22 protein-coding genes are annotated in these 24,124 nt (G+C 72.7%); 13 read left to right on the top strand and 9 right to left on the bottom strand.

What is annotated here, in order from left to right; genetic code table 11:
- Positions 1-54 precede the first annotated feature (54 nt).
- Both ACPYOM_RS11680 and ACPYOM_RS11675 read right to left on the bottom strand, forming a co-directional pair.
- Positions 55-1,647: an acyl-CoA mutase large subunit family protein gene (locus ACPYOM_RS11680; protein WP_481346068.1), complete on the bottom strand. Its 1,593-nt coding sequence runs from the start codon at positions 1,645-1,647 to the stop codon at positions 55-57.
- Positions 1,648-1,806: 159 nt separating this feature from the next.
- Positions 1,807-2,304 (bottom strand): GbsR/MarR family transcriptional regulator, encoded by a 498-nt coding sequence (locus tag ACPYOM_RS11675; protein ID WP_481342174.1) that lies wholly within the window; start codon positions 2,302-2,304, stop codon positions 1,807-1,809.
- Between the two features lie 86 nt (positions 2,305-2,390).
- Between ACPYOM_RS11675 and ACPYOM_RS11670 the strand changes: the two genes are divergently transcribed.
- The 8 genes from ACPYOM_RS11670 (at position 2,391) to ACPYOM_RS11635 (ending at position 12,000) form a co-directional block, all read left to right on the top strand.
- The gene (locus tag ACPYOM_RS11670) at positions 2,391-3,332 is read left to right on the top strand and encodes an ABC transporter ATP-binding protein (protein WP_481346067.1); all 942 of its coding nucleotides are present in this window, start codon (positions 2,391-2,393) and stop codon (positions 3,330-3,332) included.
- The gene (locus tag ACPYOM_RS11665; RefSeq protein ID WP_481342172.1) at positions 3,329-4,933 is read left to right on the top strand and encodes an ABC transporter permease; all 1,605 of its coding nucleotides are present in this window, start codon (positions 3,329-3,331) and stop codon (positions 4,931-4,933) included. Before ACPYOM_RS11670 ends, ACPYOM_RS11665 begins: the two co-directional genes overlap by 4 nt.
- Positions 4,934-5,055: 122 nt before the next feature.
- Positions 5,056-6,144: a mannose-1-phosphate guanylyltransferase gene (locus ACPYOM_RS11660; RefSeq protein WP_481346066.1), complete on the top strand. Its 1,089-nt coding sequence runs from the start codon at positions 5,056-5,058 to the stop codon at positions 6,142-6,144.
- 77 nt (positions 6,145-6,221) lie between these two features.
- Entirely contained in the window at positions 6,222-7,025 is an 804-nt protein-coding gene (locus tag ACPYOM_RS11655) for a GNAT family N-acetyltransferase (protein WP_481346065.1), read from the top strand.
- 135 nt (positions 7,026-7,160) lie between these two features.
- Positions 7,161-8,357, top strand: coding sequence for a glycosyltransferase family 4 protein (locus ACPYOM_RS11650; RefSeq protein ID WP_481346064.1), 1,197 nt, complete (start codon positions 7,161-7,163; stop codon positions 8,355-8,357).
- Positions 8,358-8,483: 126 nt separating this feature from the next.
- A complete protein-coding gene (locus ACPYOM_RS11645) occupies positions 8,484-9,326 on the top strand; it encodes a hypothetical protein (RefSeq protein WP_481346063.1) in 843 nt (280 codons plus the stop codon).
- Positions 9,326-11,248, top strand: coding sequence for a fumarate reductase/succinate dehydrogenase flavoprotein subunit (locus ACPYOM_RS11640; protein ID WP_481346062.1), 1,923 nt, complete (start codon positions 9,326-9,328; stop codon positions 11,246-11,248). Before ACPYOM_RS11645 ends, ACPYOM_RS11640 begins: the two co-directional genes overlap by 1 nt.
- Positions 11,245-12,000, top strand: coding sequence for a succinate dehydrogenase/fumarate reductase iron-sulfur subunit (locus ACPYOM_RS11635; protein ID WP_481346061.1), 756 nt, complete (start codon positions 11,245-11,247; stop codon positions 11,998-12,000). The genes ACPYOM_RS11640 and ACPYOM_RS11635 overlap by 4 nt, the downstream gene beginning before the upstream one ends.
- A 45-nt stretch (positions 12,001-12,045) precedes the next feature.
- On the opposite strand, the gene ACPYOM_RS11630 is transcribed toward ACPYOM_RS11635, so the two are convergent.
- Positions 12,046-12,555, bottom strand: coding sequence for a DUF4234 domain-containing protein (locus ACPYOM_RS11630; RefSeq protein ID WP_481342165.1), 510 nt, complete (start codon positions 12,553-12,555; stop codon positions 12,046-12,048).
- Between the two features lie 246 nt (positions 12,556-12,801).
- Here ACPYOM_RS11630 and ACPYOM_RS11625 point away from each other — a divergent pair, with 246 nt between their 5' ends.
- Genes ACPYOM_RS11625 through ACPYOM_RS11610 form a run of 4 tightly spaced genes read left to right on the top strand, consistent with a single transcriptional unit; the run spans position 12,802 to position 17,851 of the window.
- Entirely contained in the window at positions 12,802-13,455 is a 654-nt protein-coding gene (locus tag ACPYOM_RS11625; protein WP_481346060.1) for a succinate dehydrogenase cytochrome b subunit, read from the top strand.
- A 3-nt stretch (positions 13,456-13,458) separates the two neighbouring features.
- On the top strand, positions 13,459-15,477 hold the full coding sequence (locus tag ACPYOM_RS11620; protein ID WP_481346059.1) for a fumarate reductase/succinate dehydrogenase flavoprotein subunit: 2,019 nt from the start codon (positions 13,459-13,461) through the stop codon (positions 15,475-15,477).
- An 11-nt stretch (positions 15,478-15,488) separates the two neighbouring features.
- On the top strand, positions 15,489-16,232 hold the full coding sequence (locus ACPYOM_RS11615; protein ID WP_481341005.1) for a succinate dehydrogenase/fumarate reductase iron-sulfur subunit: 744 nt from the start codon (positions 15,489-15,491) through the stop codon (positions 16,230-16,232).
- A 56-nt stretch (positions 16,233-16,288) separates the two neighbouring features.
- The gene (locus tag ACPYOM_RS11610) at positions 16,289-17,851 is read left to right on the top strand and encodes a D-alanyl-D-alanine carboxypeptidase family protein (RefSeq protein ID WP_481346058.1); all 1,563 of its coding nucleotides are present in this window, start codon (positions 16,289-16,291) and stop codon (positions 17,849-17,851) included.
- 110 nt (positions 17,852-17,961) lie between these two features.
- Here ACPYOM_RS11610 and ACPYOM_RS11605 read toward each other — a convergent pair whose 3' ends face one another.
- The 3 genes from ACPYOM_RS11605 to ACPYOM_RS11595 are packed head-to-tail and all read right to left on the bottom strand — an operon-like array spanning position 17,962 to position 20,378.
- Positions 17,962-18,636 (bottom strand): class I SAM-dependent methyltransferase, encoded by a 675-nt coding sequence (locus ACPYOM_RS11605; protein ID WP_481346057.1) that lies wholly within the window; start codon positions 18,634-18,636, stop codon positions 17,962-17,964.
- A 44-nt stretch (positions 18,637-18,680) separates the two neighbouring features.
- Positions 18,681-19,844 carry a YihY/virulence factor BrkB family protein gene (locus ACPYOM_RS11600; RefSeq protein ID WP_481346056.1) on the bottom strand — a complete coding sequence of 388 codons (1,164 nt, stop codon included), beginning with the start codon at positions 19,842-19,844 and terminating at the stop codon, positions 18,681-18,683.
- A 3-nt stretch (positions 19,845-19,847) separates the two neighbouring features.
- Positions 19,848-20,378 (bottom strand): 2'-5' RNA ligase family protein, encoded by a 531-nt coding sequence (locus tag ACPYOM_RS11595; protein ID WP_481340999.1) that lies wholly within the window; start codon positions 20,376-20,378, stop codon positions 19,848-19,850.
- Between the two features lie 115 nt (positions 20,379-20,493).
- Here ACPYOM_RS11595 and ACPYOM_RS11590 point away from each other — a divergent pair, with 115 nt between their 5' ends.
- The gene (locus ACPYOM_RS11590; RefSeq protein ID WP_481346055.1) at positions 20,494-21,609 is read left to right on the top strand and encodes a glycosyltransferase family 4 protein; all 1,116 of its coding nucleotides are present in this window, start codon (positions 20,494-20,496) and stop codon (positions 21,607-21,609) included.
- On the opposite strand, the gene trpS is transcribed toward ACPYOM_RS11590, so the two are convergent.
- The 3 genes from trpS to ACPYOM_RS11575 all read right to left on the bottom strand — a co-directional run.
- On the bottom strand, positions 21,567-22,616 hold the full coding sequence (gene trpS, locus ACPYOM_RS11585) for a tryptophan--tRNA ligase (protein ID WP_481346054.1): 1,050 nt from the start codon (positions 22,614-22,616) through the stop codon (positions 21,567-21,569). The two genes, ACPYOM_RS11590 and trpS, sit on opposite strands and share 43 nt — an antisense overlap.
- 50 nt (positions 22,617-22,666) lie before the next feature.
- The gene (locus ACPYOM_RS11580) at positions 22,667-23,197 is read right to left on the bottom strand and encodes a hypothetical protein (RefSeq protein WP_481346053.1); all 531 of its coding nucleotides are present in this window, start codon (positions 23,195-23,197) and stop codon (positions 22,667-22,669) included.
- Between the two features lie 263 nt (positions 23,198-23,460).
- Positions 23,461-24,124 (bottom strand): exodeoxyribonuclease III (locus ACPYOM_RS11575; protein ID WP_481346052.1); only part of this gene is annotated, 664 nt, incomplete at its 5' end.

Below are 24,124 nucleotides of genomic sequence, written 5' to 3'. Positions count from 1 at the left end.
TCCGTCGTCGGCAGCGTCAGATGTGTATAAGAGACAGGGCAGGAGGTCGGCGGGTCAGAAGGTCTCGCGGGGCTGGTAGGTGCCCCACACCTGGCGCAGGGCGTGGGCGACCTCGCCGCCGGTGGCGCGGGCGGCCAGCGCCTCCTTCATCGGGTAGAGGACGTTGTCGGTGCCGCGGGCGGCCTCCTGCAGCCGGGCCAGGGCGGCGTCGACCGCGGTCTGGTCGCGGCCGGCGCGCAGCGCGGCGAGCCGTTCGCGCTGCTCGACCTCGATCTGCGGGTCGACCCGCAGCGGCTCGTAGCGCTCCTCCTGCTCCAGGGTGAACCGGTTGACCCCGACGACGGTGCGTTCGCCGTTGTCGATCTGCAGCTGGACCCGGTAGGCGGAGCGTTCGATCTCGGACTTCTGGAAGCCCTGCTCGATCGCGGCGACCGCCCCGCCGCGGTCCTCGACCTGGCCGATGAGCTCGAGCGCGGCGGCCTCGATCTGGTCGGTCATCGACTCGATGACGTAGGAGCCGGCGAACGGGTCGACGGTCTTGGTCACGTCGGTCTCGTAGGCGATGACCTGCTGGGTGCGCAGCGCGAGCCGGGCCGCCTTCTCGGTCGGCAGCGCGATGGCCTCGTCGAAGCTGTTGGTGTGCAGAGACTGGGTGCCGCCCAGCACCGCCCCGAGGCCCTGCAGCGCGACCCGGACGAGGTTGACCTCCGGCTGCTGGGCGGTCAGCTGCACCCCGGCGGTCTGCGTGTGGAACCGCAGCATCATCGACTTGGGGTTCGCCGCGCCGAACTGCTCCTTCATGATCCGGGCCCAGATCCGGCGGGCCGCCCGGAACTTGGCCACCTCCTCCAGCAGCGTCGTGCGCGCCACGAAGAAGAACGACAGCCGCGGCGCGAAGTCGTCCACGGCCAGGCCGGCGGCCTGCGCGGCCCGGACGTACTCCATCGCGTTGGCCAGGGTGAAGGCGATCTCCTGCACCGGCGTCGCGCCGGCCTCGGCCATGTGGTAGCCGCTGATCGAGATGGTGTTCCAGCGCGGCAGCTCCCGCTGGCAGTAGGCGAACACGTCCGCGACCAGGCGCAGCGACTCGCGCGGCGGGTAGATGTAGGTGCCGCGGGCGATGTACTCCTTGAGCACGTCGTTCTGGATCGTGCCGGTCAGCGCGTCGCCGGGCACGCCCTGCTCCTCGGCGACCAGCTGGTAGAGCAGCAGCAGCGTCGAGCCCGGCGCGTTGATCGTCATCGACGTGGAGATCTTGTCCAGCGGCAGCCCGTCGAACAGAACCCGCATGTCCTCCAGGCTGTCGATGGCCACCCCGACCTTGCCGACCTCGCCGTGCGCGATCGGCTCGTCGGAGTCATAGCCCATCTGCGTGGGCAGGTCGAAGGCCACCGACAGCCCACCGGTGCCGGCCTGCACCAGCTGGTGGTAGCGCTCGTTGCTCTCCTTGGCGGTGCCGAACCCGGCGTACTGGCGCATCGTCCACGGCCGTCCGGTGTACATCGACGGGTACACCCCCCGCGTGAACGGGTAGCCCCCCGGCGCGCCCAGCTTGGCCGCCGGGTCCCACCCCGCCAGCGCCGACGCGTCGTACACGGGCTCGATGGGCAGGTCGGACTCGGAGCGCGCGCCGGTGCTGTCAGCCATGGTGCCGAGCGTAGCCACGGGCCCGGCGCGTACGGGTCCGTCGGGGCCCCGACGTTGTCGATCTCACGTCCCCGGCAGGTGCCTCCGGCCGGCCGCAGGCGCTGGGGACCCCTCAGGCGCCGGGCGGCTCACACGTCGGGCGGCTCATGCTCGGGCGGCTCACGCCTCGGTCGGCCACTGCGCCGCGACCTGCGCCCGGCGCCGCTCCCAACTCTCGTGCATGCCGGCCATCTCCTGCGCGACGTGGTCGAGGAACTCGACCGACAGGGCGAGGCGCCGACCGGCCGCGCTGTCGACCCCGCCGACGGCCTCGAGCCCGGCCCGGACCGAGGCCTCCATCTGACCGAGCAGCCGGTCGCGGCTCAGCATCGCCTCGTGCCACGCGTCGAGGTGCACGACGTAGACGTCGCGACGCGAGCCACGCTCGCGCTCCTTGCCGATGAGGTGGGTCTGGGTCAGGTACTGGACGGCACCCGACACGGCTGCGGGGCTGACGTCGAGGGCCTCGGTGAGCTCGAGCGCGGTCATGCGTCCGTCCTCGTCGGCCAGCAGCTGGGCGAAGACGCGGGACGCGAGCCTTGGCATGCCGGCCTCGGTGAGGACGTTGCCGAACCGCTCGACGTAGGCGGCGACCGCTCGTTCGTCGCGCTCGGTCATCCACCGCTCCTTCGGTCGTCGGGCCTTCACCCTAACCATCCGCCATAACATTCAGTAAATCGTGAATCCTGTGTATTGTCGATGACATGACCACGGCGATCGAGGTCCACGACCTCCGCAAGACGTTCGGCCACGTCGTCGCCCTCGACGGCCTCGACCTCGAGGTGTCCGCCGGCGAGATCCATGGGTTCCTCGGTCCCAACGGCGCCGGCAAGTCGACGACGATCCGGATCCTCCTCGGCCTGCTGCGCGCCGACGCCGGTCGCGCGTCGCTGCTCGGCGGGGACCCCTGGCGCGACGTCGAGACGCTGCACCGGCGTCTGGCCTACGTCCCCGGCGACGTCGCCCTCTGGCCAAACCTCACCGGCGGGGAGGTCATCGACCTGCTCGCCCGGCTCCGCGGTGGCATCGACGAGCGGCGGCGCGCCGACATGCTCGCCCGCTTCGACCTCGACCCGACGAAGAAGGGCCGCTCGTACTCCAAGGGCAACCGGCAGAAGGTCGCCTTGGTCGCCGCACTGTCCTCCGACGTCGAGCTGCTCGTCCTCGACGAGCCCACCTCGGGTCTCGACCCGCTGATGGAGGCCGTCTTCAAGGACGCGGTCCGCGAGTTCCGCACTGCCGGTGGCACCGTCCTGCTGAGCAGCCACATCCTGTCGGAGGTCGAGTCGCTGTGCGACCGCGTCAGCATCATCCGCGAGGGACGCAACGTCGAGTCCGGGACCCTGGCCCAGCTGCGGCACCTGTCCCGGACGCGGGTCGAGGCGACGCTCGACCGGCCGGCGGACCCGGCCCGACTCGCCGCCCTCGACGGCGTCTCCGACGTCGTGGCGTCCGACGGCCACGTCTCGTGCAGCGTCGAGAGCGCCCACCTCGGCGCGCTGCTGGCGCTGCTCGGCAGCCACGGGATCACGGCCCTGACCAGCGCCCCCCCGACGCTCGAGGAGCTCTTCATGGAGCAGTACCGGCCCAGCGCTGCCGGGGTCCGCGCCGACGGGACACCGGCCGGGGTGGCGACGCCGCGATGAGCGCCCTCACCGGAACGGGCTCGCTGCTTCGCCTGGCGTCCCGGCGCGACCGGGTCCTCGTGCCGGTGAGCGTCCTCGCCCTCACCGGGTTCGCTGCGGGGTCGGCCCGGGCGACGCTCGACCTCTACCCGACCCTCGCCGGCGCCCTGTCGGTCTTCCGACCGATCATCGACAGCCCGGCGACGGTCGCGCTCTACGGCCCGGCCACGAGCCTGAGCCTCGACTCCTTCGCGGTGTTCAAGACGATCCTGCTCGGCGGCGTCTTCGTGTGCCTGCTCGCCTACATCGTCGTGCGCCGGCACACCCGCACCGAGGAGGAGGCGGGCCGGCTCGAGCTGCTCGGCGCCGGGGCCGTCGAGCGCCGCGCACCCCTGACGGCCGCGGTCGCGCTCGGTGCCGGGGCCGTGGTCGCCACGGCCGTGCTCAGCGCCGCCGCCCTCGCCGGCGTCGGCCTCGACGGACGGGGCTCGCTCGCGTTCGCCGTGGCGTGGGCCGTCATGGGCCTGTCCTGGGTGGGCATCACCGCCGTCGCGGCCCAGCTGACCGAGACGACGCGGGGCACGGCGGCGATCTCGCTGGGGGCACTCGGCGTCGCCTTCGTGCTGCGGGCACTCGGCGACACCGCCGCGGAAGGCAGCCCGGCACGGTTCCTCGTGTGGCTCTCACCCCTGGGCTGGGGCGAGCGTGTGTCGCCCTACGGCGCCGACGACCTCCGGCCGCTGTGGCTCGGCCTCGCCGCGTTCGTCGTCCTCGTCGGTGCGGCGTTCCGGCTGCGCGAGCGCCGCGACCTCGGTGCCGGGATCCTGCCGAGCCGACCGGGGCGGGCCCGCGGATCGATGCGGTCCGTCGGGGGCCTGACGGCCCGTCTCGCCCGGGGCACCCTCGTCGGCTGGTCGGTCAGCGTCGTCGTCCTCGGCTCGGTCGTCGGCTCGATCGCGACGAGCGTCCAGTCGCTGGACTCGTCCGGGTCGACGCGCGAGCTCCTGCAGAAGCTCGCCGGTGCCACGGGCCAGGACAGCTCGATGGCCGACGCCTTCTTCGCGACCGAGCTGCACATCGCCGCCTACGCCGTCGCCGCGATGGGCATCTCGCTCGTGACCCGGTTGCACACGGAGGAGGCCGCGCTGCGCGCCGAGGCGCTGCTCGCGACCGGGGCGACGCGGACCCGTTGGGCCCTCTCGCACCTGCTCCTCGCGTCCGTGGCCACCGCCGGGGCGATGGGGCTCCTCGGCCTGACCGCCGGTCTGGCGGCCGGCCGGACCGCCGGAGACGGCGCCGGCTCCGTCGGCCGCCTGGTCGCGGCCGCGCTCGTCACCGTCCCGGCCATCTGGGTCTGCGTCGCCGTCGCGATGCTGCTCGTCGGGGCCGCCCCGCGGCTCACCGGTCTCGCGTGGGCGGCCCTCGTCGTCTTCCTGCTCCTCGGCGAGCTCGTCCTCGTCCTCGGCCTGCCCCCGTGGATGACCGACCTGTCGCCGTTCGGTCACGTGCCCTCGATGCCGGCCGACGAGCTGCGGGTCCTGCCCCTCGTCCTGCTCACCGGGGTCGCGGTGGCCGTCGCGGGCCTCGGGCTGGGCGCCCTGCGGCGGCGCGACATCGGCTGAGCGTCACCCGCCCGGGCGGGCGCCGGCGCGTGTCGGGCCGTGGTCGGGCCGGGGCCGGGCGGGGGCCGGGCGGGGCTCGGACCCGCTCGGCCACCTGGCTGCCCATCGGTACGGTGTCCCCCATGAGTGCGATCCCCGGCTTCTGGGCCGTCATCCCCGCCGGCGGGTCCGGCACGCGGCTCTGGCCGATCTCGCGCCGCCAGTCCCCCAAGTTCCTCCACGACCTCACCGGGTCCGGACAGTCGCTCCTGCGCGCCACGTGGGACCGGCTCCAGCCGCTCGTCGGCGAGCAGATGCTCGTCGTGACGGGCATCGCGCACGAGGACGCCGTCCGGGCGCAGCTGCCGATGCTCGGGCACGACGCGGTCGTCGGGGAGCCCTCGCCGCGCGACTCGATGCCGGCGATCGGCCTCGCCGCCGCGATCCTCGAGCGGCGTGACCCGGAGGCCGTGCTCGGGTCGTTCGCCGCCGACCACGTCATCGCCGACACGGACGCCTTCGAGCGCGCGGTCCGCGAGGCCGTCGCCGTCGCGCGGGAGGGCGAGCTCGTCACCATCGGCATCGAACCCACCCACGCGGCAACCGGATTCGGCTACATCCGACTCGGTGCACCACTGGCCGTCGCGGGTGCACCGAGCGCCCACCGTGTCGACGACTTCGTCGAGAAGCCGGACGCCGACACCGCACGCCGCTACCTCGAGACCGGCGAGTACCGTTGGAACGCAGGGATGTTCGTCGTCGGCGCCACGACCCTGCTCGAGCTGCTCGCAGAGAACCACGCCGACATGGTGGACCACCTCCGGATCATCGCGGCGGACCCGCGTCGCATGCGCGACCTCTGGCCCGGACTCCGGAAGATCGCCATCGACCACGCCGTGGCCGAGCCGGCCGCCGCCGCGGGGCGGGTCGCCGTCGTGCCGGCGGCGCTCGGCTGGGACGACGTCGGGGACTTCGCCTCCCTGACCCATCTCGTCGACGCGTCGAGCGACCTGCCGGGCATCACCGCGATCGGGCCCTCCGACGACATCCTCAGCATCGACTCCACGGCGACGGTCGCCACCGGAGGCCGCCTCGTGGCCCTCATCGGCGTCGAGGACCTCGTCGTCGTCGACACCCAGGACGCCCTCCTCATCACCCGACCGGAGCGCGCCCAGGACGTCAAGCGGATCGTCGAGGAGCTCACCGCCCGCGGGCGCACCGACCTCACCTGACTCCCCTCGCGGCGTCCGCGCCGGCCCAGTCAGGGCGAACCCGCCCGTGGTGAGCCCGGAGGCGCGACAGTGGAGGCATGACCTCGATGCTGCCCGACGAGGGCGAGTACCTCACGACGGGCTGGGAGCGCGACCTCGACCCCGCCGACTCCCTCGTGCGCCAGGGCATCGACGCGCACGTGTCATGGGCCCGCGCCCTGACAACGGCGGCGCGCGGGCGCTTCGTCGACGCCGACAGCTTCTCCGCGGGCATGGGGGGTGGCGCCTCGGCGATGCTCAACTGGGCGATCGTCACGCGTCCACCCGACGACTGGGATGCGCTCGCCGCCGGCGTCGTCGCGACCTACGGGCCCGAGGCGTCGGCCATCCTCGTGAGCCCCTTCCCGACGCCAGACCTCGCGGCGCACGGGCTGGGGCTCGTCGGGCACCCCCCGTTCATGCTCCGCCCGACGTCGACCCTCACCGAGCCGCCGGTCTCGACCGTCGACGTGCGCGAGGCCACCGACCCGGTCGCCCTCGCCGACGCCCAGCGCGTTCTCGTCGAGGGCTACCCGATGCCGGACATGGCCCAGCTGCCGCCCGGTGACTTCTACCGTCCGGAGGTCGTCGACGGCAGGACGCGGGTCTTCGTCGGCTACGTCGACGGCGAGCCCGCGGCGACGTCGGCCGCGCACTCGGCGGCGGGCCTGACCGTCGTGGAGAACGTCGCGGTCCTGCCGTCGGCCCGCGGCCGTGGCGCCGGCGCGGCCCTGACGTGGGCGGCCACGACGGCCTGGCCCGGGCAGCCGGCGGCGCTCGTCGCGAGCGACGCCGGCCAGCCGGTGTACGAGCGGCTCGGCTACCTGCGCCTCCTCCGCTGGACGTGCTGGGTCAAGCCGTAGGACCCGGCCAGAACCCGTCGAGGGAGCCGACACGAGCCGTCGAGGCGGTCTCCGGCACGAGGTCGTCACCCAGTCGTCACCCGACCCACGTCAGCGCGTCGCCCGGCGGGCCCGCCGGACCGCGACCGTGGTGGCGTGCGCATCGCGATCGTCACGGAGTCGTTCCTGCCGAGCGTCAACGGCGTCACGACGAGCGTCTGCCGCGTCGTCGAGCAGCTGCGCCACCGCGGTGACGAGGTCGTCGTCATCGCACCCCGCTCACGCGAGCTCGGGCCGTCCCAGTTCGAGGGTGCGACCGTCCACCGCGTCGCGTCGCTGCCGGTGCGCCAGTTCGACGTCGGCCTGCCCGTGCCGGAGATCGAGCGCCTCCTCGCGGGTTTCGGTCCCGACGTCGTGCACGTCGCCAGCCCGTTCGTCCTCGGCGCCCGCGGTCTGGCCGCGGCCCGCGCGCTGGACCTCCCGGCGGTCGCCGTCTTCCAGACCGACATGGCGGCCTACGTCCGGCAGCACACGCCCGGGCCCGCGGGCGCAGCGGCGGCCGCGACGACGTGGCGCTGGATCCGCCGGATCCACGGCTGGGCGGACCTGACGCTCGCCCCGTCGAGCGCGGCCCTCGCCCAGCTGCGCGAGCAGGACGTGCCGCGCACGGTGGTCTGGGGCCGTGGCGTCGACGCCGAGCTGTTCAACCCGGCCTGGCGCGCCGACGCCCTGACCCGCGCGCTGCGTCGCGAGCTGGCGCCGGACGGCGAACGCCTCGTCGGCTACGTCGGCCGGCTCGCCCCGGAGAAGGAGGTCGAGCGTCTCGCCGAGCTCGCCGACCTGCCGGGCACCCGCCTCGTCGTCGTGGGCGACGGACCGTCCCGGACTGCCGTCGGCACCGCGCTCACCGAGGCGGTCGCGGCATCCGCCCGCCGCCCGAACCGGCCACCCGTCCTGCTCGGGCCCCGGCACGGCGACGACCTCGCCCGGGCGTACGCGGCCCTCGACGTCTTCGTGCACACCGGGAGCGCGGAGACCTTCGGCCAGACCATCCAGGAGGCCGGCGCGAGCGGCCTGCCCGTCGTCGCACCGCGGGCCGGAGGCCCGATCGACCTCGTGACCGACGGGCTCAACGGCTACCTCTTCGACCCCGCGGAGCCCGGGTCACTGCGCAGGCAGGTCGGCCGCGTGCTCGCCTCGCCCGCGCACGCCGAGGACCTCGGGCGGCGCGGACACGACCTCGTCCGAAACCGCTCGTGGGGGTCGGTGGTCGGGCGGCTCCTCGAGCACTACACGACGGCGGTCACCTCCCGCGACGCAACCCGGCGCGCGGTCGTCCACCCGGCCGCATGAGCGCGCCGGAGTCCGAGCGGCGTACCCGAGGCGGACCGACACGGATGGGCCGCCATCACCCGGATGTGACGCACGTGACACTAGAGTGAGGACGGCGCCCGACCAACGACGGTGGAGGTTCGCACGATGAGTGACACGAGGCTCGACCCGGCTTCGAGCGGAGGGTCCGTCGCCGGTGGCGTCGGCTCGCCGGGCAGGGCCCGGATCGGCGCGCGGACGCTGCGGACCGACCGCTGGTGGCTCCCGCCGGCGGTCACCTTCACGCTCATCGTCATCTGGCTGCTCTACGCCCTCGTCCGCACCTCGATGCAGCGCGACTACTTCGTGGCGACCTACCACTACCTGACGCCGTTCTACTCCCCCTGCGTGACGGCCTCGTGCCACCCCGAGGCGCGGCACCTCGGCACGTGGATCGGTGAGATGCCACCTCTCGTGCCGTACGCCTTCTTCCTCCTGCCGATCCTGCTCGGCTTCCGGCTCACCTGCTACTACTACCGCAGGGCGTACTACCGGGCGTTCTGGCTCTCGCCGCCCGCCTGCGCCGTCGCCGAGCCGCACGCGACGTACACGGGCGAGACACGCTTCCCGCTCATCCTCCAGAACGCCCACCGCTACTTCTTCTACGCCGCCGTCGTCGTGTCGGCCATGAACACGCTGGACGCCTTCGACGGGTTCCACGGCAAGGACGGCGGGGTGGGGGTGGGCCTCGGCACGGTCGTGATGCTCGTCAACGTGGCCTTCCTGTGGCTCTACACGCTGTCGTGCCACTCGTGTCGCCACCTCATCGGCGGCCGGCTCAAGCACTTCTCGAAGCACCCCGTGCGCTACCGCGCGTGGACCGTCGTGTCGCGGCTCAACACCCGCCACATGCAGCTGGCCTGGATCACCCTGGGCACCCTGATGATCACCGATCTCTACATCGCCCTGGTCGCATCCGGGGCCCTGACCGATCTGAGGTTCTACAACTGATGGCCGCCGAGCTGGAGACCCACGACTACGACGTCCTCGTCGTCGGCGCCGGCGGGGCGGGCCTGCGGGCCGCCATCGCCGCCCGCGAGGCCGGCCTGCGCACCGCGATCATCTGCAAGTCGCTGTTCGGCAAGGCGCACACCGTCATGGCCGAGGGCGGCATCGCCGCGAGCATGGGCAACGTCAACAGCAGGGACAGCTGGCAGGTGCACTTCCGCGACACGATGCGCGGCGGCAAGTTCCTCAACTCGTGGCGGATGGCCGAGCTGCACGCCAAGGAGGCCCCCGACCGCGTCTGGGAGCTGGAGACGTACGGCGCGCTCTTCGACCGCACCCCCGACGGGCGCATCAGCCAGCGCAACTTCGGCGGCCACGAGTACCCCCGCCTCGCGCACGTCGGTGACCGCACCGGCCTCGAGCTGATCCGCACGATGCAGCAGAAGATCGTCTCCCTCCAGCAGGACGACCAGCGCGCGTCGGGCGACCCGGAGAGCCACCTCAAGGTCTTCGCGGAGGTCACGATCACCGACCTGCTCCAGGACGAGCGCGGTGCCGTCGCCGGAGCCTTCGGCTACTTCCGCGAGTCAGGGCGCTTCGTCCGGTTCAACGCACCGGCAGTCGTGCTCGCCACCGGCGGCATCGGGAAGTCCTTCAAGGTGACCTCGAACTCGTGGGAGTACACCGGGGACGGCCACGCCCTGGCGCTGCGCGCCGGCTCGACGCTCGTCAACATGGAGTTCGTCCAGTTCCACCCGACGGGGATGGTCTGGCCGCCCTCCGTCAAGGGCATCCTCGTCACCGAGTCGGTGCGTGGCGACGGCGGGGTGCTCAAGAACTCCGAGGGCAGGCGCTTCATGTTCGACTACGTGCCCGACGTCTTCCGGGGGCAGTACGCCCAGACGGAGGAGGAGGGCGACCGCTGGTACACCGACCCGGACAACAACAAGCGCCCGCCCGAGCTGCTCCCCCGCGACGAGGTGGCGCGTGCGATCAACTCGGAGGTGAAGGCCGGACGCGGCTCGCCCCACGGTGGCGTGTTCCTCGACATCGCGTCGCGGCGCAGCCCCGAGGAGATCCTCAAGAAGCTGCCGTCGATGCACCACCAGTTCAAGGAGCTCGCCGACGTCGACATCACCCGGGAGGCGATGGAGGTCGGCCCGACGTGCCACTACGTCATGGGCGGTGTCGAGGTCGACCCCGACAGCGCTGCCGCCGCCCGGGTGCCCGGGCTCTTCGCCGCAGGTGAGGTGTCCGGGGGCATGCACGGGTCGAACCGCCTCGGCGGCAACTCCCTGTCCGACCTGCTCGTCTTCGGGGCGCGCGCCGGGGCCGGTGCGGCCGCCTACGTCCGGCAGCTCGGCGAGGCCCGACCGGTCGTCCCGCAGTCGGCGGTCGACGCCGCGGCCGCCACCGCGCTCGCCCCCTTCGAGGAGGAGGGCGGCGAGAACCCGTACACCCTCCACCAGGAGATGCAGCAGACGATGAACGACCTCGTCGGCATCATCCGCAAGGCGGAGGAGATCGAGACGGCGCTCACGAAGCTCGAGGAGCTGAAGGAGCGGGCCGGGCACCTGACGGTCGAGGGCCACCGACAGTTCAACCCCGGCTGGCACCTCGCTCTCGACCTGCGCAACATGCTCGCGGTCAGCGAGTGCGTCGCGCGGGCGGCCCTGCTGCGTCAGGAGTCCCGCGGCGGCCACACGCGCGACGACTACCCGGACATGGACCCGCACTGGCGCGCCCGCAACCTCATCTGCTCGGTCGAGGGTGACGGCATACGCGTCGACGAGCAGCCGATGCCGGCGATGCGCGAGGACCTGCTGGCCCTCTTCGAGCGCGACGAGCTGGCCAAGTACCTCACGGCCGACGAGCTCGCGGGCATCGGGGCCACCGGTCAGCCGACGGACGGGAGCGGGTCATGACCTACGACGCGGCGTTCCGGGTGTGGCGCGGCGACGCCGACGGTGGCGAGCTCGTCGACTACACCGTCGAGGTCAACGAGGGCGAGGTCGTCCTCGACGTCATCCACCGGCTCCAGGCAACCCAGTCGGGCGACCTCGCCGTCCGGTGGAACTGCAAGGCCGGCAAGTGCGGCTCGTGCAGCGCCGAGGTCAACGGCATCCCCCGGCTGATGTGCATGACGCGCATGTCGACGTTCAGCGAGACCGAGACGGTGACCGTGACCCCGATGCGGGCCTTCCCCGTCATCCGCGACCTCGTCACCGACGTGTCGTTCAACTACGAGAAGGCACGGCAGATCCCGGCCTTCGCCCCACCGGAGGGCGTCGCGCCGGGCGACTACCGGATGCAGCAGGTCGACGTCGAGCGCTCGCAGGAGTTCCGCAAGTGCATCGAGTGCTTCCTCTGCCAGAACACGTGCCACGTCCTGCGCGACCACGAGGACAACAAGGAGGCGTTCGCCGGGCCGCGCTTCCTCATCCGGGCGGCCGAGCTCGACATGCACCCGCTCGACGCCCGGGACGACCGCGCCGACCTCGCCCGCGACGAGCAGGGCATCGGGATGTGCAACATCACGAAGTGCTGCACGGAGGTCTGCCCGGAGCACATCCGGATCACCGACAACGCGATCATCCCGATGAAGGAGCGCGTCGTGGGCAGGCGCTACGACCCCCTCGTCTGGCTCGGCTCGAAGATCGGCCGACGCAGGACCTGAGCACGGGTCGAGGCCCGAGGTCTCGACCCGTGCCCGGTCGTCGGGTCAGCCCTGGGCGCCCAGCGAGCGCCAGTACGCGTTGAGGGCCCCGTTGGTCTTGACGAACCACACGATGGGACCGACGAGGACGAAGACCCCGAGCACGGCCCACAGCCCGGTGACGGCGCTGACCGGCGCCCGTTGCCCGCGGCGCTCGTAGAGGCGTCCGACCTCGGCAGGCGACAGGAACGCCGACACGATCCCCGCGAAGAAGGCGATGACGAGGCCGAGGGCGCCGCCGATGCCCTCGCCCGTGTGCCGCTTCATCTCCTCGTGCGTCTGGTAGTACCAGACCCAGGAGTACACCCCGAGGGTGACGATGCACAGCAGCATGCACACGCCGGTGGAGCGCACCTTGCCGACGGGGCCGGTGCCCGGGCCCGCGTACTGGTGGGCCGAGGGCAGCAGGGGCGCCGCGGCAGCGGGCGTCGGCGCGACGGTGGCCGACGAGTCCGGCGCGGTGCTCGGGGCGGGGAACGAGTGGTGGTGGTCGGTGGCCGGGATCGGCTCGGTCATGGGTCCTCCGATGTGAGTTGACCCGGCAGAAGGTACCGAGCGGCGGGGCCTCGCGCAGCGCTTTGGGGGCAACACCGGCGCGGCGTCCGACACGGCGCTTCGTGGAAATGGTCACACTCGCGGCGTACCGGAGGGTAGGCGGCCGAGGCCGCTCAACAGCGGGGATAGGGTGCCCCCGTGGCGACAAACACTCTCCCGGCGACGGGATCGAACAGACCTGCATCCGCTCGCCGAACCACCGTCTTCATGAAGATCCTCATGGCGGTCTCGGGCGCGCTCTTCGTGTTCTACGTGCTGGCGCACATGTACGGCAACCTCAAGATCTTCGCCGGGGTCGAGGCGTTCGACGACTACGCGCTCCACCTGCGCACCATGTTCACGCCGATCCTGCCGTTCGGTGGTTTCCTCTGGCTCTTGCGCGCCCTCCTCGTGCTCGCGCTCGGCGCACACGTGTGGGCCGCGTTCTACCTGTGGAGCCGGGCTCACGGGGCGCGGACGACGCGTTACGTCGCCAAGGCCGCGGCGAAGGCGACGGTCAAGAGCACGGCGATGCGCTGGGGTGGGGTCGCGATCCTGCTCTTCCTCGTGTGGCACCTGCTGCAGTTCACGATCGTCAAGTTCAACGTCGGTGACGAGGCCGTCGGCGACAGCGCCGGCCGGCTCGTCATCAGCTCCTTCCAGGTCTGGTGGGTCGCGCTCATCTACCTGCTCGCCCTCGTCGCCCTGGGCATGCACCTGTGGCACGGCGTCTGGAGCGCCACCCAGACGCTGGGCTGGGCCGGCAGCGCCCGGGCCCGCAGGCGCGCCAAGCGGGTCGCCATGACCATCGCGCTCGTCACCTCCGTCGGGTTCGCCCTGCCGCCGCTCGCCATCCTGTTCGGAATCGTCAAGGGGAACTGACCGATGACTGACACCACTGCCACCGCGGGCGGTCCGTCCACCGCCACCGCGCCCAACTCCGGCGTCGTCCACGGCCTCTACACCGAGGGTGAGCCGATCCGTGACACGAAGGCCCCCTCGGGCCCGATCCAGGACCGCTGGAACACCCGCAAGTTCGAGTCCGGGCTCGTCAACCCGGCGAACCGACGCAAGCTCTCCGTCATCATCGTCGGTACCGGTCTCGCCGGTGGGGCCGCCGCGGCGACGCTCGGTGAGGCCGGCTACCAGGTGAAGTCCTTCTGCTACCAGGACTCCCCGCGCCGGGCCCACTCGATCGCCGCGCAGGGCGGCATCAACGCCGCCAAGAACTACAAGGAGGACGGCGACTCCACGTACCGCCTCTTCTACGACACGGTCAAGGGGGGCGACTACCGCTCCCGCGAGTCGAACGTCTACCGCCTCGCCGAGGTCAGCGCGAACATCATCGACCAGTGCGTCGCGCAGGGCGTCCCCTTCGCCCGTGAGTACGGCGGTCTGCTCGACAACCGCTCGTTCGGCGGTGTGCAGGTGTCGCGCACGTTCTACGCGCGCGGCCAGACGGGCCAGCAGCTGCTCATCGGCGCCTACCAGGCCCTCGAGCGCCAGGTCGCCGCCGGGACGGTGACGATGTACAGCCGGCACGAGATGCTCGAGGTCATCGTCGCCGACGGCAGGGCCCGCGGCATCATCGCCCGCGACCTCGTCACCGGCGAGGTCGAGACCCACCTCGCCGACGCCGTCGTCCTCGCCAGCGGTGGCTACGGCAACGTCTTCTACCTCTCGACGAACGCGATGGGCTCCAACGTCACGGCCACGTGGCGCGCCCACCGCAAGGGCGCCTACTTCGGCAACCCGTGCTACACGCAGATCCACCCGACCTGCATCCCCGTCTCCGGCGACCACCAGAGCAAGCTGACGCTGATGTCGGAGTCGCTGCGCAACGACGGCCGCATCTGGGTGCCGAAGCGGGCCGAGGACTGCGAGAAGGACCCCCGCGAGATCCCGGAGGAGGACCGCGACTACTACCTCGAGCGGATCTACCCCTCCTTCGGCAACCTCGTGCCGCGCGACATCGCCAGCCGCCAGGCCAAGAACGTCTGCGACGAGGGCCGCGGCGTCGGGCCGAAGGTCGGCGACTTCCGGCGCGGCGTCTACCTCGACTTCACCGACGCGCTCAAGCGCATGAGCGCCGAGGCCGTCGCCGAGAAGTACGGCAACCTCCTCGACATGTACCAGCGGATCACGGGCGAGAACCCGTACGAGGTGCCGATGCGCATCTACCCCGCCGTGCACTACACGATGGGTGGCCTGTGGGTCGACTACGACCTGCAGAGCACGATCCCCGGCCTCTTCGTCGCCGGCGAGGCCAACTTCAGCGACCACGGCGCCAACCGGCTCGGAGCGTCCGCGCTCATGCAGGGGCTCGCGGACGGCTACTTCGTGCTGCCCCACACGATCCGCGACTACCTGGCCAAGGGACCCTTCGAGAAGCTCGGCGACGCCCACCCCGCCGTCGTCGAGGCGAAGGCGGCCGTCGACGCCCGGGTGCACAAGCTGCTGTCCATCAACGGCGACCGCTCCGTCGACTCCTTCCACAAGGAGCTCGGCTCCATCATGTGGGAGTACTGCGGCATGGAGCGCTCCGAGGAGGGGCTGCTCAAGGGCATCGACCTCATCCGCGGCCTGCGCGACGAGTTCTGGCGCAACGTCAAGGTGCTCGGCGCCGCCGACACCCTCAACCAGAGCCTCGAGAAGGCCGGCCGGGTCGCCGACTTCCTCGAGCTGGGCGAGCTCATGTGCATCGACGCGCTCCACCGCCGCGAGTCCTGCGGTGGGCACTTCCGCGCGGAGAGCCAGACCGAGGACGGCGAGGCGCTGCGCCACGACGAGCAGTTCGCCTACGTCGCGGCGTGGGAGTTCGGCGGGGACGGCGGCACGCCGGTCCTGCACAAGGAAGACCTGGTCTACGAAGCCATCGAGATGAAGCAGCGGAGCTACAAGTGAGCGACACCGGCATGAACCTCACCCTGAAGATCTGGCGTCAGGCCAGCGCGGGCGCCCGGGGTGAGATGGTGACCTACCAGGTCACCGACATCTCCCCCGACATGTCGTTCCTCGAGATGCTCGACGTGCTCAACGAGCAGCTCATCGCGCGCGGCGAGGAGCCGATCGCCTTCGACTCCGACTGTCGCGAGGGCATCTGCGGCATGTGCGGCCTCATGATCTCGGGTAGGGCACACGGTCCCGAGGTCACGACGACGTGCCAGCTGCACATGCGCAGCTTCTCCGACGGCGACGAGATCACCGTCGAGCCGTGGCGTGCCGATGCCTTCCCGGTCATCAAGGACCTCGTCGTCGACCGCGGTGCCCTCGACCGCATCATCGCGGCCGGTGGGTTCATCAGCGCCAACACCGGCTCGGCGCCGGAGGCCCACTCGGTGCCGGTTCCCAAGCCGAAGGCCGACCGTGCGTTCATGGCCGCGGCCTGCATCGGCTGCGGTGCGTGCGTGGCAGCGTGCCCGAACGCGTCGGGCATGCTCTTCATGGGCGCGAAGATCACCCACCTCGGCGAGCTCCCCCAGGGTCAGCCCGAGCGCGACGCCCGAGTCGTCAGCATGGTCGAGCAGCACGACCACGAGGGCTTCGGCGGCTGCACGAACATCGGCGAGTGCTCGCTGGCGTGCCCGAAGGAGATCCCGATGGACGTCATCAACCAGCTCAACCGCGACCTGCGGCACGCGCTGACGCACGGTCGCTGACCCCGCCGGCTGACGACCCGCCCCGGACCCCTGGGGCGGGTTAGTCTTTCCCGGCCATGACGCGCCCGAGGCCGACCAGCAGGACCAGACCGGACCGCCGCCGCACCGCCGCGGCGCCGGCCGGCGTCGTCGTGGCCGCGCTCGTGGCGTCGCTCGTCGCCCTGGTCGTGGCACCGCTCGCCGTCGCGGCGGGCGGCGCGGCCGCCGGCCCCGGGACCGGCCAGCTCGCACCTCGGGGCGCGGTGACCTGCCGCCCGTGGCAGACCCCCACGGTCGTGCCACCCGGCGTCGTCCTGACGCCCCGGGTCTTCCCGACCGACGACCCTGCCGACCCCGGACGTCAGCCCGCCTCCGTGCCCTCCACGTCGACCGCAGTGCCGGCGACTCCCGCGACGCGCGCCACTCCCGCGACCTCGTCGGTCCACCGGCCCGGGACGGTCGCCTCACCGGGCACGAAGCCGCCCCCGCGCCCGCGTGTCGTGTGCCGGAACACCGAGCCCACGCCGTTCGCCCACCCGCCCTGGGAGGCCGACTCCGTCGTCGGCGGCCCCCGTCTGGCCGAGGAGGGCGTCGTCGTGGACGCCGAACCGGGAACCCCGCCACCGCCCGCCGTCTACGACGTGTCCTACGTCGTGGCCGACCTCGCGACCGGCGATGTGCTGGCCGCCAAGGCCGCACACGCGTGGCTACGTCCGGCCAGTACGCTCAAGACGCTGACCGCACTGACGTTGATGCCGCTGCTCGACCCGCGCCGCGTCGTCGTCGCGTCGAAGGACGCGCAGGCGGCGGCGGGCTCACGGGTCGGCATCCTCGCCGGCAACCGCTACCCCGTCGCCAGTCTCTTCGACGCGATGCTGATGTTCTCGGCCAACGACGCCGTGTACGCCCTCGCGGACGCCGCCGGCGGGTACGAGCGCACGGTCGCGCTCATGAACGACCGCGCCCGTGAGGTCGGCGCCTACGACACGGTCGTCGTCGACCCGAGCGGCCTCGACGAGGGTGACCAGCGCTCGAGCGCCTACGACCTCGCCCTCATCGCCCGTGAGGCGATGCGGCTGCCCGCGTTCCGGGCCGCGGTGGTCAGGCGCGACGCGGTGTTCCCCGGGGGCCGCGACGCCCACGGCAGGGTGTGGCCGCCGTTCCACGTCTACAACATCAACGACCTCCTGCGGCACTACCCCGGCGCCATCGGCATCAAGCCCGGTCGCACGGACCGTGCCCAGCACACCTTCATCGGCGCAGCGACACGGGGCGGACGGACGCTCGTCGTGACGCAGATGGGCAGCGTCACCGGGTCGTGGAAGCCGACGGCCGCGCTGCTCGACTGGGGCTTCGCGAACGCCGGGCGCGTCCGGCCGGTGGGCCGGCTGGTCTCGCCCGGTGAGGCGTCGCCGCCGCGGGCCGCCCCCGCCCTGACGCCGCTGCCCGCGACGTCCGGGGCCACAACGGGCGGCGCGTCGGTCCAGGACGCGACCGGCACCCCGGCTCCGGTGGCGGCGTCGCACGCCACACCGGCCGACCCGGGATCCCTCGCGGTGCTCGCGTCGGTCGCTGGGCTCCTCGTGGCCGGCGTCGTCGCGGTCGGCCTGCTCGTCCGGCGCCGGCGCACCACCGGCTGACACCGGCCCCGCGCAGACCGGCTGACACCCGCGCCCCGAGCACCACCGGGCTGAGCCGGCGCGGCCTCACGCGTGACCGCGGGAGCCCCGGACGCGCCCGAGCACGGCGGTCAGGGGCGGCGGGGGCGGGCCACGACGACGAAGTGCACGTACGCCATGTCGCCGAACGGCAGCGGCACGACCCGGGACGCGGCCCGCAGGAGGGCACGGTCGCTCGCGGCCCAGCGTCGACCCATGGTGTTGGCGCCACGGCAGGACAGCACGTCGTACCCGCAGTGCTCGAACATCTCGACCATCGTCGCGCGCGTGAAGAAGCGCAGGTGGGTGCGGTCGAGCGTGCCCTGGTCGACGTAGTCCCAACGGCCGCGGAGCAGCTTGAACAGGACCGGGGCGTACCGGATGCTCGGGATCGCCGCGACGACCACGCCGGACTCGGTGAGCAGGGGCGGCACCTGCCGCAGTACCGACCAGGGGTCGACGAGGTGCTCGAGGACGTCGTTGAAGAAGACGGCGTCGTAGCGCTCCCGTCGCCCGTCGAGCGCGTCGGGGAAGTAGCCCTCGACGACCTCGTCGAAGCCATGGCCCTCCCGCGCGGCCGCGGCCTGTGAGGGCACGGCCTCGATGCCCACGACCCGCGCCTCCGGTCCGAGCACGCGGCGCAGGGTCACCCCGAACCCGCCCGAACCGCAGCCGACGTCGAGGACGGCGCGGGCGTGCGGTGGGACGAAGGGCGCGACGTCGAGACGCGCGTTGTCGACGTAGACGTCCTGCTGCGGCGGTTGCACGTCGGTCCCTCTCCCCTGGGTGAGGCCTCCCGCGGGTCTGCGGGTCAGCGTCCGGCCACCTTACGCAGGCGACGCGCCACGGTCGCGGCGAACACGGTGAACCCCCCGAGGACGAAGCCGGCCGCGACGCTGGTCCGGTCCACCGCGCGCGAGGGTGCCGATCCCCCCACCATCGACCGGCCCGACCGGCCCGACCGACCCGACGCGTCGGACGGGCCGGCCCCGTGGTTGCCGGGGTCGGTCCCGCCGTACGGCACGAGCCGGACGTCGCTGCCCGCCATGACCGGCGCGACGAACGGGGGGCGGACCGCCCTGGCGAACCCGGTGCGGGCCGAGTCGTCGCCCAGCGCCGTCAGGTCGACGCGTCCGGCAGCCCAGGCGGCGGACAGGAGCACGACGCGCGAGATGAGGTTGAGCCAGAACAGCAGGCCGACGGCGACGGCCACGGCTCCCAGCACCGGGTTGGACGTGGCCCGGCCGATGAGCCAGCCGCCGAGCAGCTTGAGCACGGTGAGGACCGACGCGCCGATGATCGCGGCCTGGCGCACGGACGCCCACGGCAGGGGCACTCCGGACAGGATCCGCAGGAGCAGGACCATGATGAGCGTGTCGAAGCAGAGCCCGACGAGCACGCCGGCCAGGGTCACGACGACGCCGCTGCCCGAGAAGCCCACCCACGAGGCGACCTGCTCGGCCAGCCCGCCGGCGGCGCTCGTGAGGACGGCCGAGACCGCGACGGCCAGGCCGAGGGTGCCGAGGACGAGCAGGTCGCGGGCCTTGGTGCGCACGGCGTTCTCGGCCGACCCCTCGAAGCCGAAGACACCACGGATCCCGGTGCGCAGCGCCCCGACCCAGCCCAGCCCGGCCAGCAGCAGCGTCACGAAGGAGACGGCTCCGGTGACGGTCAGCGTCAGGCTCGACGGGGGCTGGATGCTGATGACGCCGCGGGGGTTGCCGGCGGTGCGGACCATGCCCGGCAGGGTCCGGTTGAGCGCGTCGGCGATCTCTGCGAGCAGGTCGGGCCGCCCCCGCAGGACGAAGCCGAAGATCGCGAAGGCGAGGGCGACGGCCGGGAAGACGGAGAAGAACGCGAAGTAGCCGACGCCCGCGGCGAGGAGGTCACCGTTGGCACCGCTGTAGCGCTGCCAGGACGCGTAGGCGTGGGTGGCCCGGAGCCGGTCGAGGAACCGTTTCAGCCACGCGGGCACGGGTCAGCCTCCTGACAGGTCGAAGGTGTGGACGGGCCGCCACACCTCGTCCGTACCCTGTTCGTAGAGGTGGTAGGACGCCACGGTGAACTGGACGGCGTAGCCGGCGAGCTCGTCGAAGGCGCGGTCGAGCGCCTCCTCGGGCACGTTGTGGGCGACGGTCACGTGCGGGTGGTAGTAGAAGTCGAGGCGGCGCGACACGGGTCCCGAGCGCAGGTCCATCTCGAGCGCCTCGCACGCGGAGACGCCCCGCGCCACCTGGATGAACACGACGTCGGAGACCGGCCGGAAGGTGCCGGTGCCGCGCAGCACCACATCGAACGGTGCGTGCTTCTGCGCGACGTCGGCGCAGTGCTGACGGAACTCGGCGTAGGCGTCCCCGTCGACGGGCGTCGGCGGCAGGAGCGTGATGTGCGCGGGGATCTTCGCCGCCGACGGGTCGCCGAACGCCGCCCGGCGGGCCTGGAGGAACTCGCCGTGCGGTGCCGGGATCGGGATCGAGACGCCGATCGTCGTCGGGCGCGCAGCAGTCACGACCCCGACCGTACCGAATGCGCCGGTGACGCACCCGTCCGGGCCGCGACGGCGCGGCGCGCCCGGAGACCGCCGACCGCCCGGGCGAGGCAGGGGTCGACCGTACGCTGGGCCCGTGCCCGGCCCACCTGCCCCGGACGGCGCCGGACCGCGTCCGTTGCGGGTCGCGGCCCTCTTCGTCAGCGACTGGGGTCACGAGTTCCGCGACGTCGCCGCCGGGCTCGTCCCCTCGCACCGGCTCTTCGGGATGGCCGAGCTGTCGGCCCGCGGCAACGTCGTGCGCCACCTGACGCGTCGGCGCCGGGTGCTTCGTCTGCCCCGCGCCCTCGAGTGGCGCGCCGCGCAGGCGCTGTGGCTGCTGCGCGGCCAGGCCCGGCTCGACGTCGTCGTCGCGACCCACGAGGCGGCCGCCGTGCCGGCCCTGCTGCTGCGCCGTGCGGGGCTGCTGCGTCGGCCGGTCGTCGTGCTCACGGTGGCCGCGCTCGACGTCGCCTCACGCCCCGGCTGGGGCGGAGGCGTCCAGCGTCTCGCGCTCGCCGGGGCCGACGCCCTCACCGTGTTCGCCTCCGCGCAGGTCGAGCCGCTCGCCCGGCGGCTCGGCGTCCCGGCGGGGCGGGTGCGCGCCGTGCCCCTCGGCGTCGACACGGCGTTCTTCCGCCCGGGCCGGGCCGAGCGCGACGGCGGGGTGCTCTCGGTCGGGACCAACGCCGGCAAGGACTACCCGACGCTCGTGCGTGCGCTCCCTCCCGGCCGGCCCTGCACCGTCGTCACCGACCCGTGGAACCGCGAGCAGGCTGCCGCGGCGATGGCCGGCCTCGCACACGGTCCGGACGTCCGCTTCCGCGCCGACGTGCCCATCGCCGAGCTGCGCGAGCTCTACGCGCGTGCCGAGGTCCTAGTTCTCCCGCTCCGCGAGGCCGAGGTGTCCTCGGGCCAGACGGTGCTGCTCGAGAACCTCGCAACCGGCACGCCCGTCGTCGTCAGCGACGTCAGCGGCGTCGCCGACTACGCCGACGCATCGGTCGTGCGGCTCGTACCAGCCGGCGACGTCGGCGCACTGCGCGCCGCCCTCGCCGACACGTCGTGGCACCACCGGGCGACCGGTGGTCCGGCGCACGTTGCGGCCTCGTTCACGACCGCGCACCTCGCCGCTGCGGTCGAGGCGGTGGCGCGAGACGTGCTCGGGCGTCAGGCCCGGCCGCGACGCGGCAGGAAGCCGACCCGGTCGTAGACGCGGCGCACCGTCGCCTCGGCGACCTCGGCCGCGCGCTCGGCGCCGGCCGCGAGGATGCGGTCGAGCTCGGCGCGGTCGGCCATGAGCGCGAGCGTGCGCTCACGGAACGGCGCCACCGCCTCGACGACGACCTCGGCGACGTCCTTCTTGAGGTCCCCGTAGCCCCGGCCGGCGTACGTGGCCTCGAGGTCGCCGATGGCCGTGCCGGACAGCGCCGCGTGGATCGACAGGAGGTTCGACACGCCGGGCTTGGTCTCCTCGTCGTAGCGGATGTCGCGGTCGGCGTCGGTGACGGCCGACTTGATCTTCTTGACGATCCGGGCCGGCTCGTCGAGCAGGCTGACCAGGCCCGCGTCCGTGGCCGCCGACTTGCTCATCTTGGCGGTCGGCTCCTGCAGGTCCTGGATCTTGGCGGTGGCCTTCATGATGTGCGGCTCGGGGACGACGAGGGTGTCACCGAAACGCTGGTTGAACCGCGCGGCGAGGTCGCGGGAGAGCTCGAGGTGCTGGCGCTGGTCCTCGCCGACCGGCACGACGTCGGCGTCGTAGACGAGGATGTCGGCGGCCTGCAGGATCGGGTAGGTGAACAGCCCGACGTTGGTGTTGGTGCCCTTGGCCGACTTGTCCTTGAACTGCGTCATGCGGCTGGCCTCGCCGAAGCCCGTGAGGCAGGAGAGCACCCACGCCAGCTCGGTGTGCTGGTAGACGTGGCTCTGGACGAAGAGCACCGACCGCTCCGGGTCGACGCCGCCCGCGATGAACTGCGCCGCGGTCAGGCGCGTCCGCTCGCGCAGCACGGCGGGGTCGGGCGCGACGGTCAGCGCGTGCAGGTCGGCCACGAAGTAGAACGCGTCGTGCGTCTCCTGCAGACGCACCCACTCGACGAGCGCCCCGATGTAGTTGCCGAGGTGCAGCGAGTCGCTCGTCGGCTGCATGCCGGACAGGCTGCGGGGCGTGGACGTCGGGGCCGGGGGCGTCGAGGGCATGCGTGCATTCTGGCCCATCGACGCGGCAGCGCCCCAACCCGGCCGCGCCGGGCGGTCGCTCCGCCGCGTCAGGCCGAGGGGATGCCGCAGGAGTAGTCGGGGAACGGGCGGCAGCCACCGTTCCACGTGCTGCCCGTGACGGCGGCCTTGATCGGCGGCGGCGTGACCGCCGGCAACGGCCCGACGGGGTCGTAGGTGTAGGTGAGGGTCAGGGTGCCGGCCTGGCTCTTGGTGTAGTCGCGCGTGTACAGCGCGAGGCTCTTCACCGTGCTGGGCGGCACCTGGAACTGGCCGCCCACCTGCGCGCACGTGTCGGCGTCGAGGATGAGGAAGCCGGCGACCCCGAGGTCGTCACCGTCGATGGACAGGCTGGTCAGGGTGACGTCGGCCGCCGCGGTGCCGCTGTTGATGAGCTGGACGCCGAAGACGTAGCCCTTGAGCAGGTCGTTGGAGTTGCCGGGCAGCTTGCAGCCGGTTCCGGCCAGGCGCAGCGCCACGGTGACCGATGCGGCCACGGTCGGGGCGGCGGCCGCCACGAGGACCACCGGCGTGGCCCAGGCCGCTCCGCGCACGACGGTGCGGCGGCTCGGTCGGAGCACCTTCTGCGCCTCGTCTGCTGAAGCGTCCCCTCGGCCCGCCTGACCGTTTCCCTCGAACACGTCCTGCACCCTCCCCGGTTCGTCGACACGACGGGACACCGCGCCCCGCGACGTCCCGTTCGGAGCGTAACGGGCGCAATGGCCGCGTTGCGGCGGTTTCGCGAAGGTTGCCCCCTGCGTGCCCCGTCAGGGCGTTCGTGGGCTTTGCCCGGAGACGTGCCTTTCAGTCTCGGTCGGGACCTCGGGTGCGCGGCGGGCAGTGGTCAGGGGGCCGCGTCGAGGGCGTAGTCGACGACGACGGGCGCGTGGTCGCTCCACCGCTCGGCGTACGTCGGCGCGCGCCCGACCCAGGCCGCGGTCGCGGTGGCCGCGAGGCGCGGCGTGGCCAGCTGGTAGTCGATGCGCCAACCGGCATCGTTGTCGAAGGCCTTGCCGCGCCACGACCACCACGTGTACGGCCCGGGGCCCTCCCCGGCGTGGGCCCGGTGGACGTCGACCCAGCCGTGCTCACCGAGCCAGCGGTCGAGATACGCGCGCTCCTGCTCGAGGAAGCCCGCCTTGGCGAGGTTGCCCTTCCAGTTCTTCAGGTCGGCCTCGCGGTGGGCGACGTTGAGGTCGCCGGTGACGAGCATGAGCTCGTCGGCGGCCGAGGCCCGCGCCATGCGGTTCGTCATGGCGTCGAGGAAGGCGTACTTGACGTCCTGGCGCTCGGTGCCGGCCTCACCGGTGTGGACGTAGACCGACGCCACCGTGAACGGCCCCGAGGGGGTGGCCACCTCCGCCTCGACCCAGCGGCCGGCGTCGGTGAAAGTCTCGTCGACCCCGACGCGGGTGACGACGTGCGGCTCACGCGTCAGGACCGCGACGCCGGCCCGGCCCTTGGCCGCCCCCTCGGTGTGCGCGACCGACCAGTGCGCCCAGCCCAGC

Source organism: Monashia sp. HAY1-2A, from assembly GCF_056755315.1.
The sequence above is the reverse complement of the archived record's forward strand: the minus strand, read 5'-3'. Positions and strand labels throughout refer to the sequence as shown.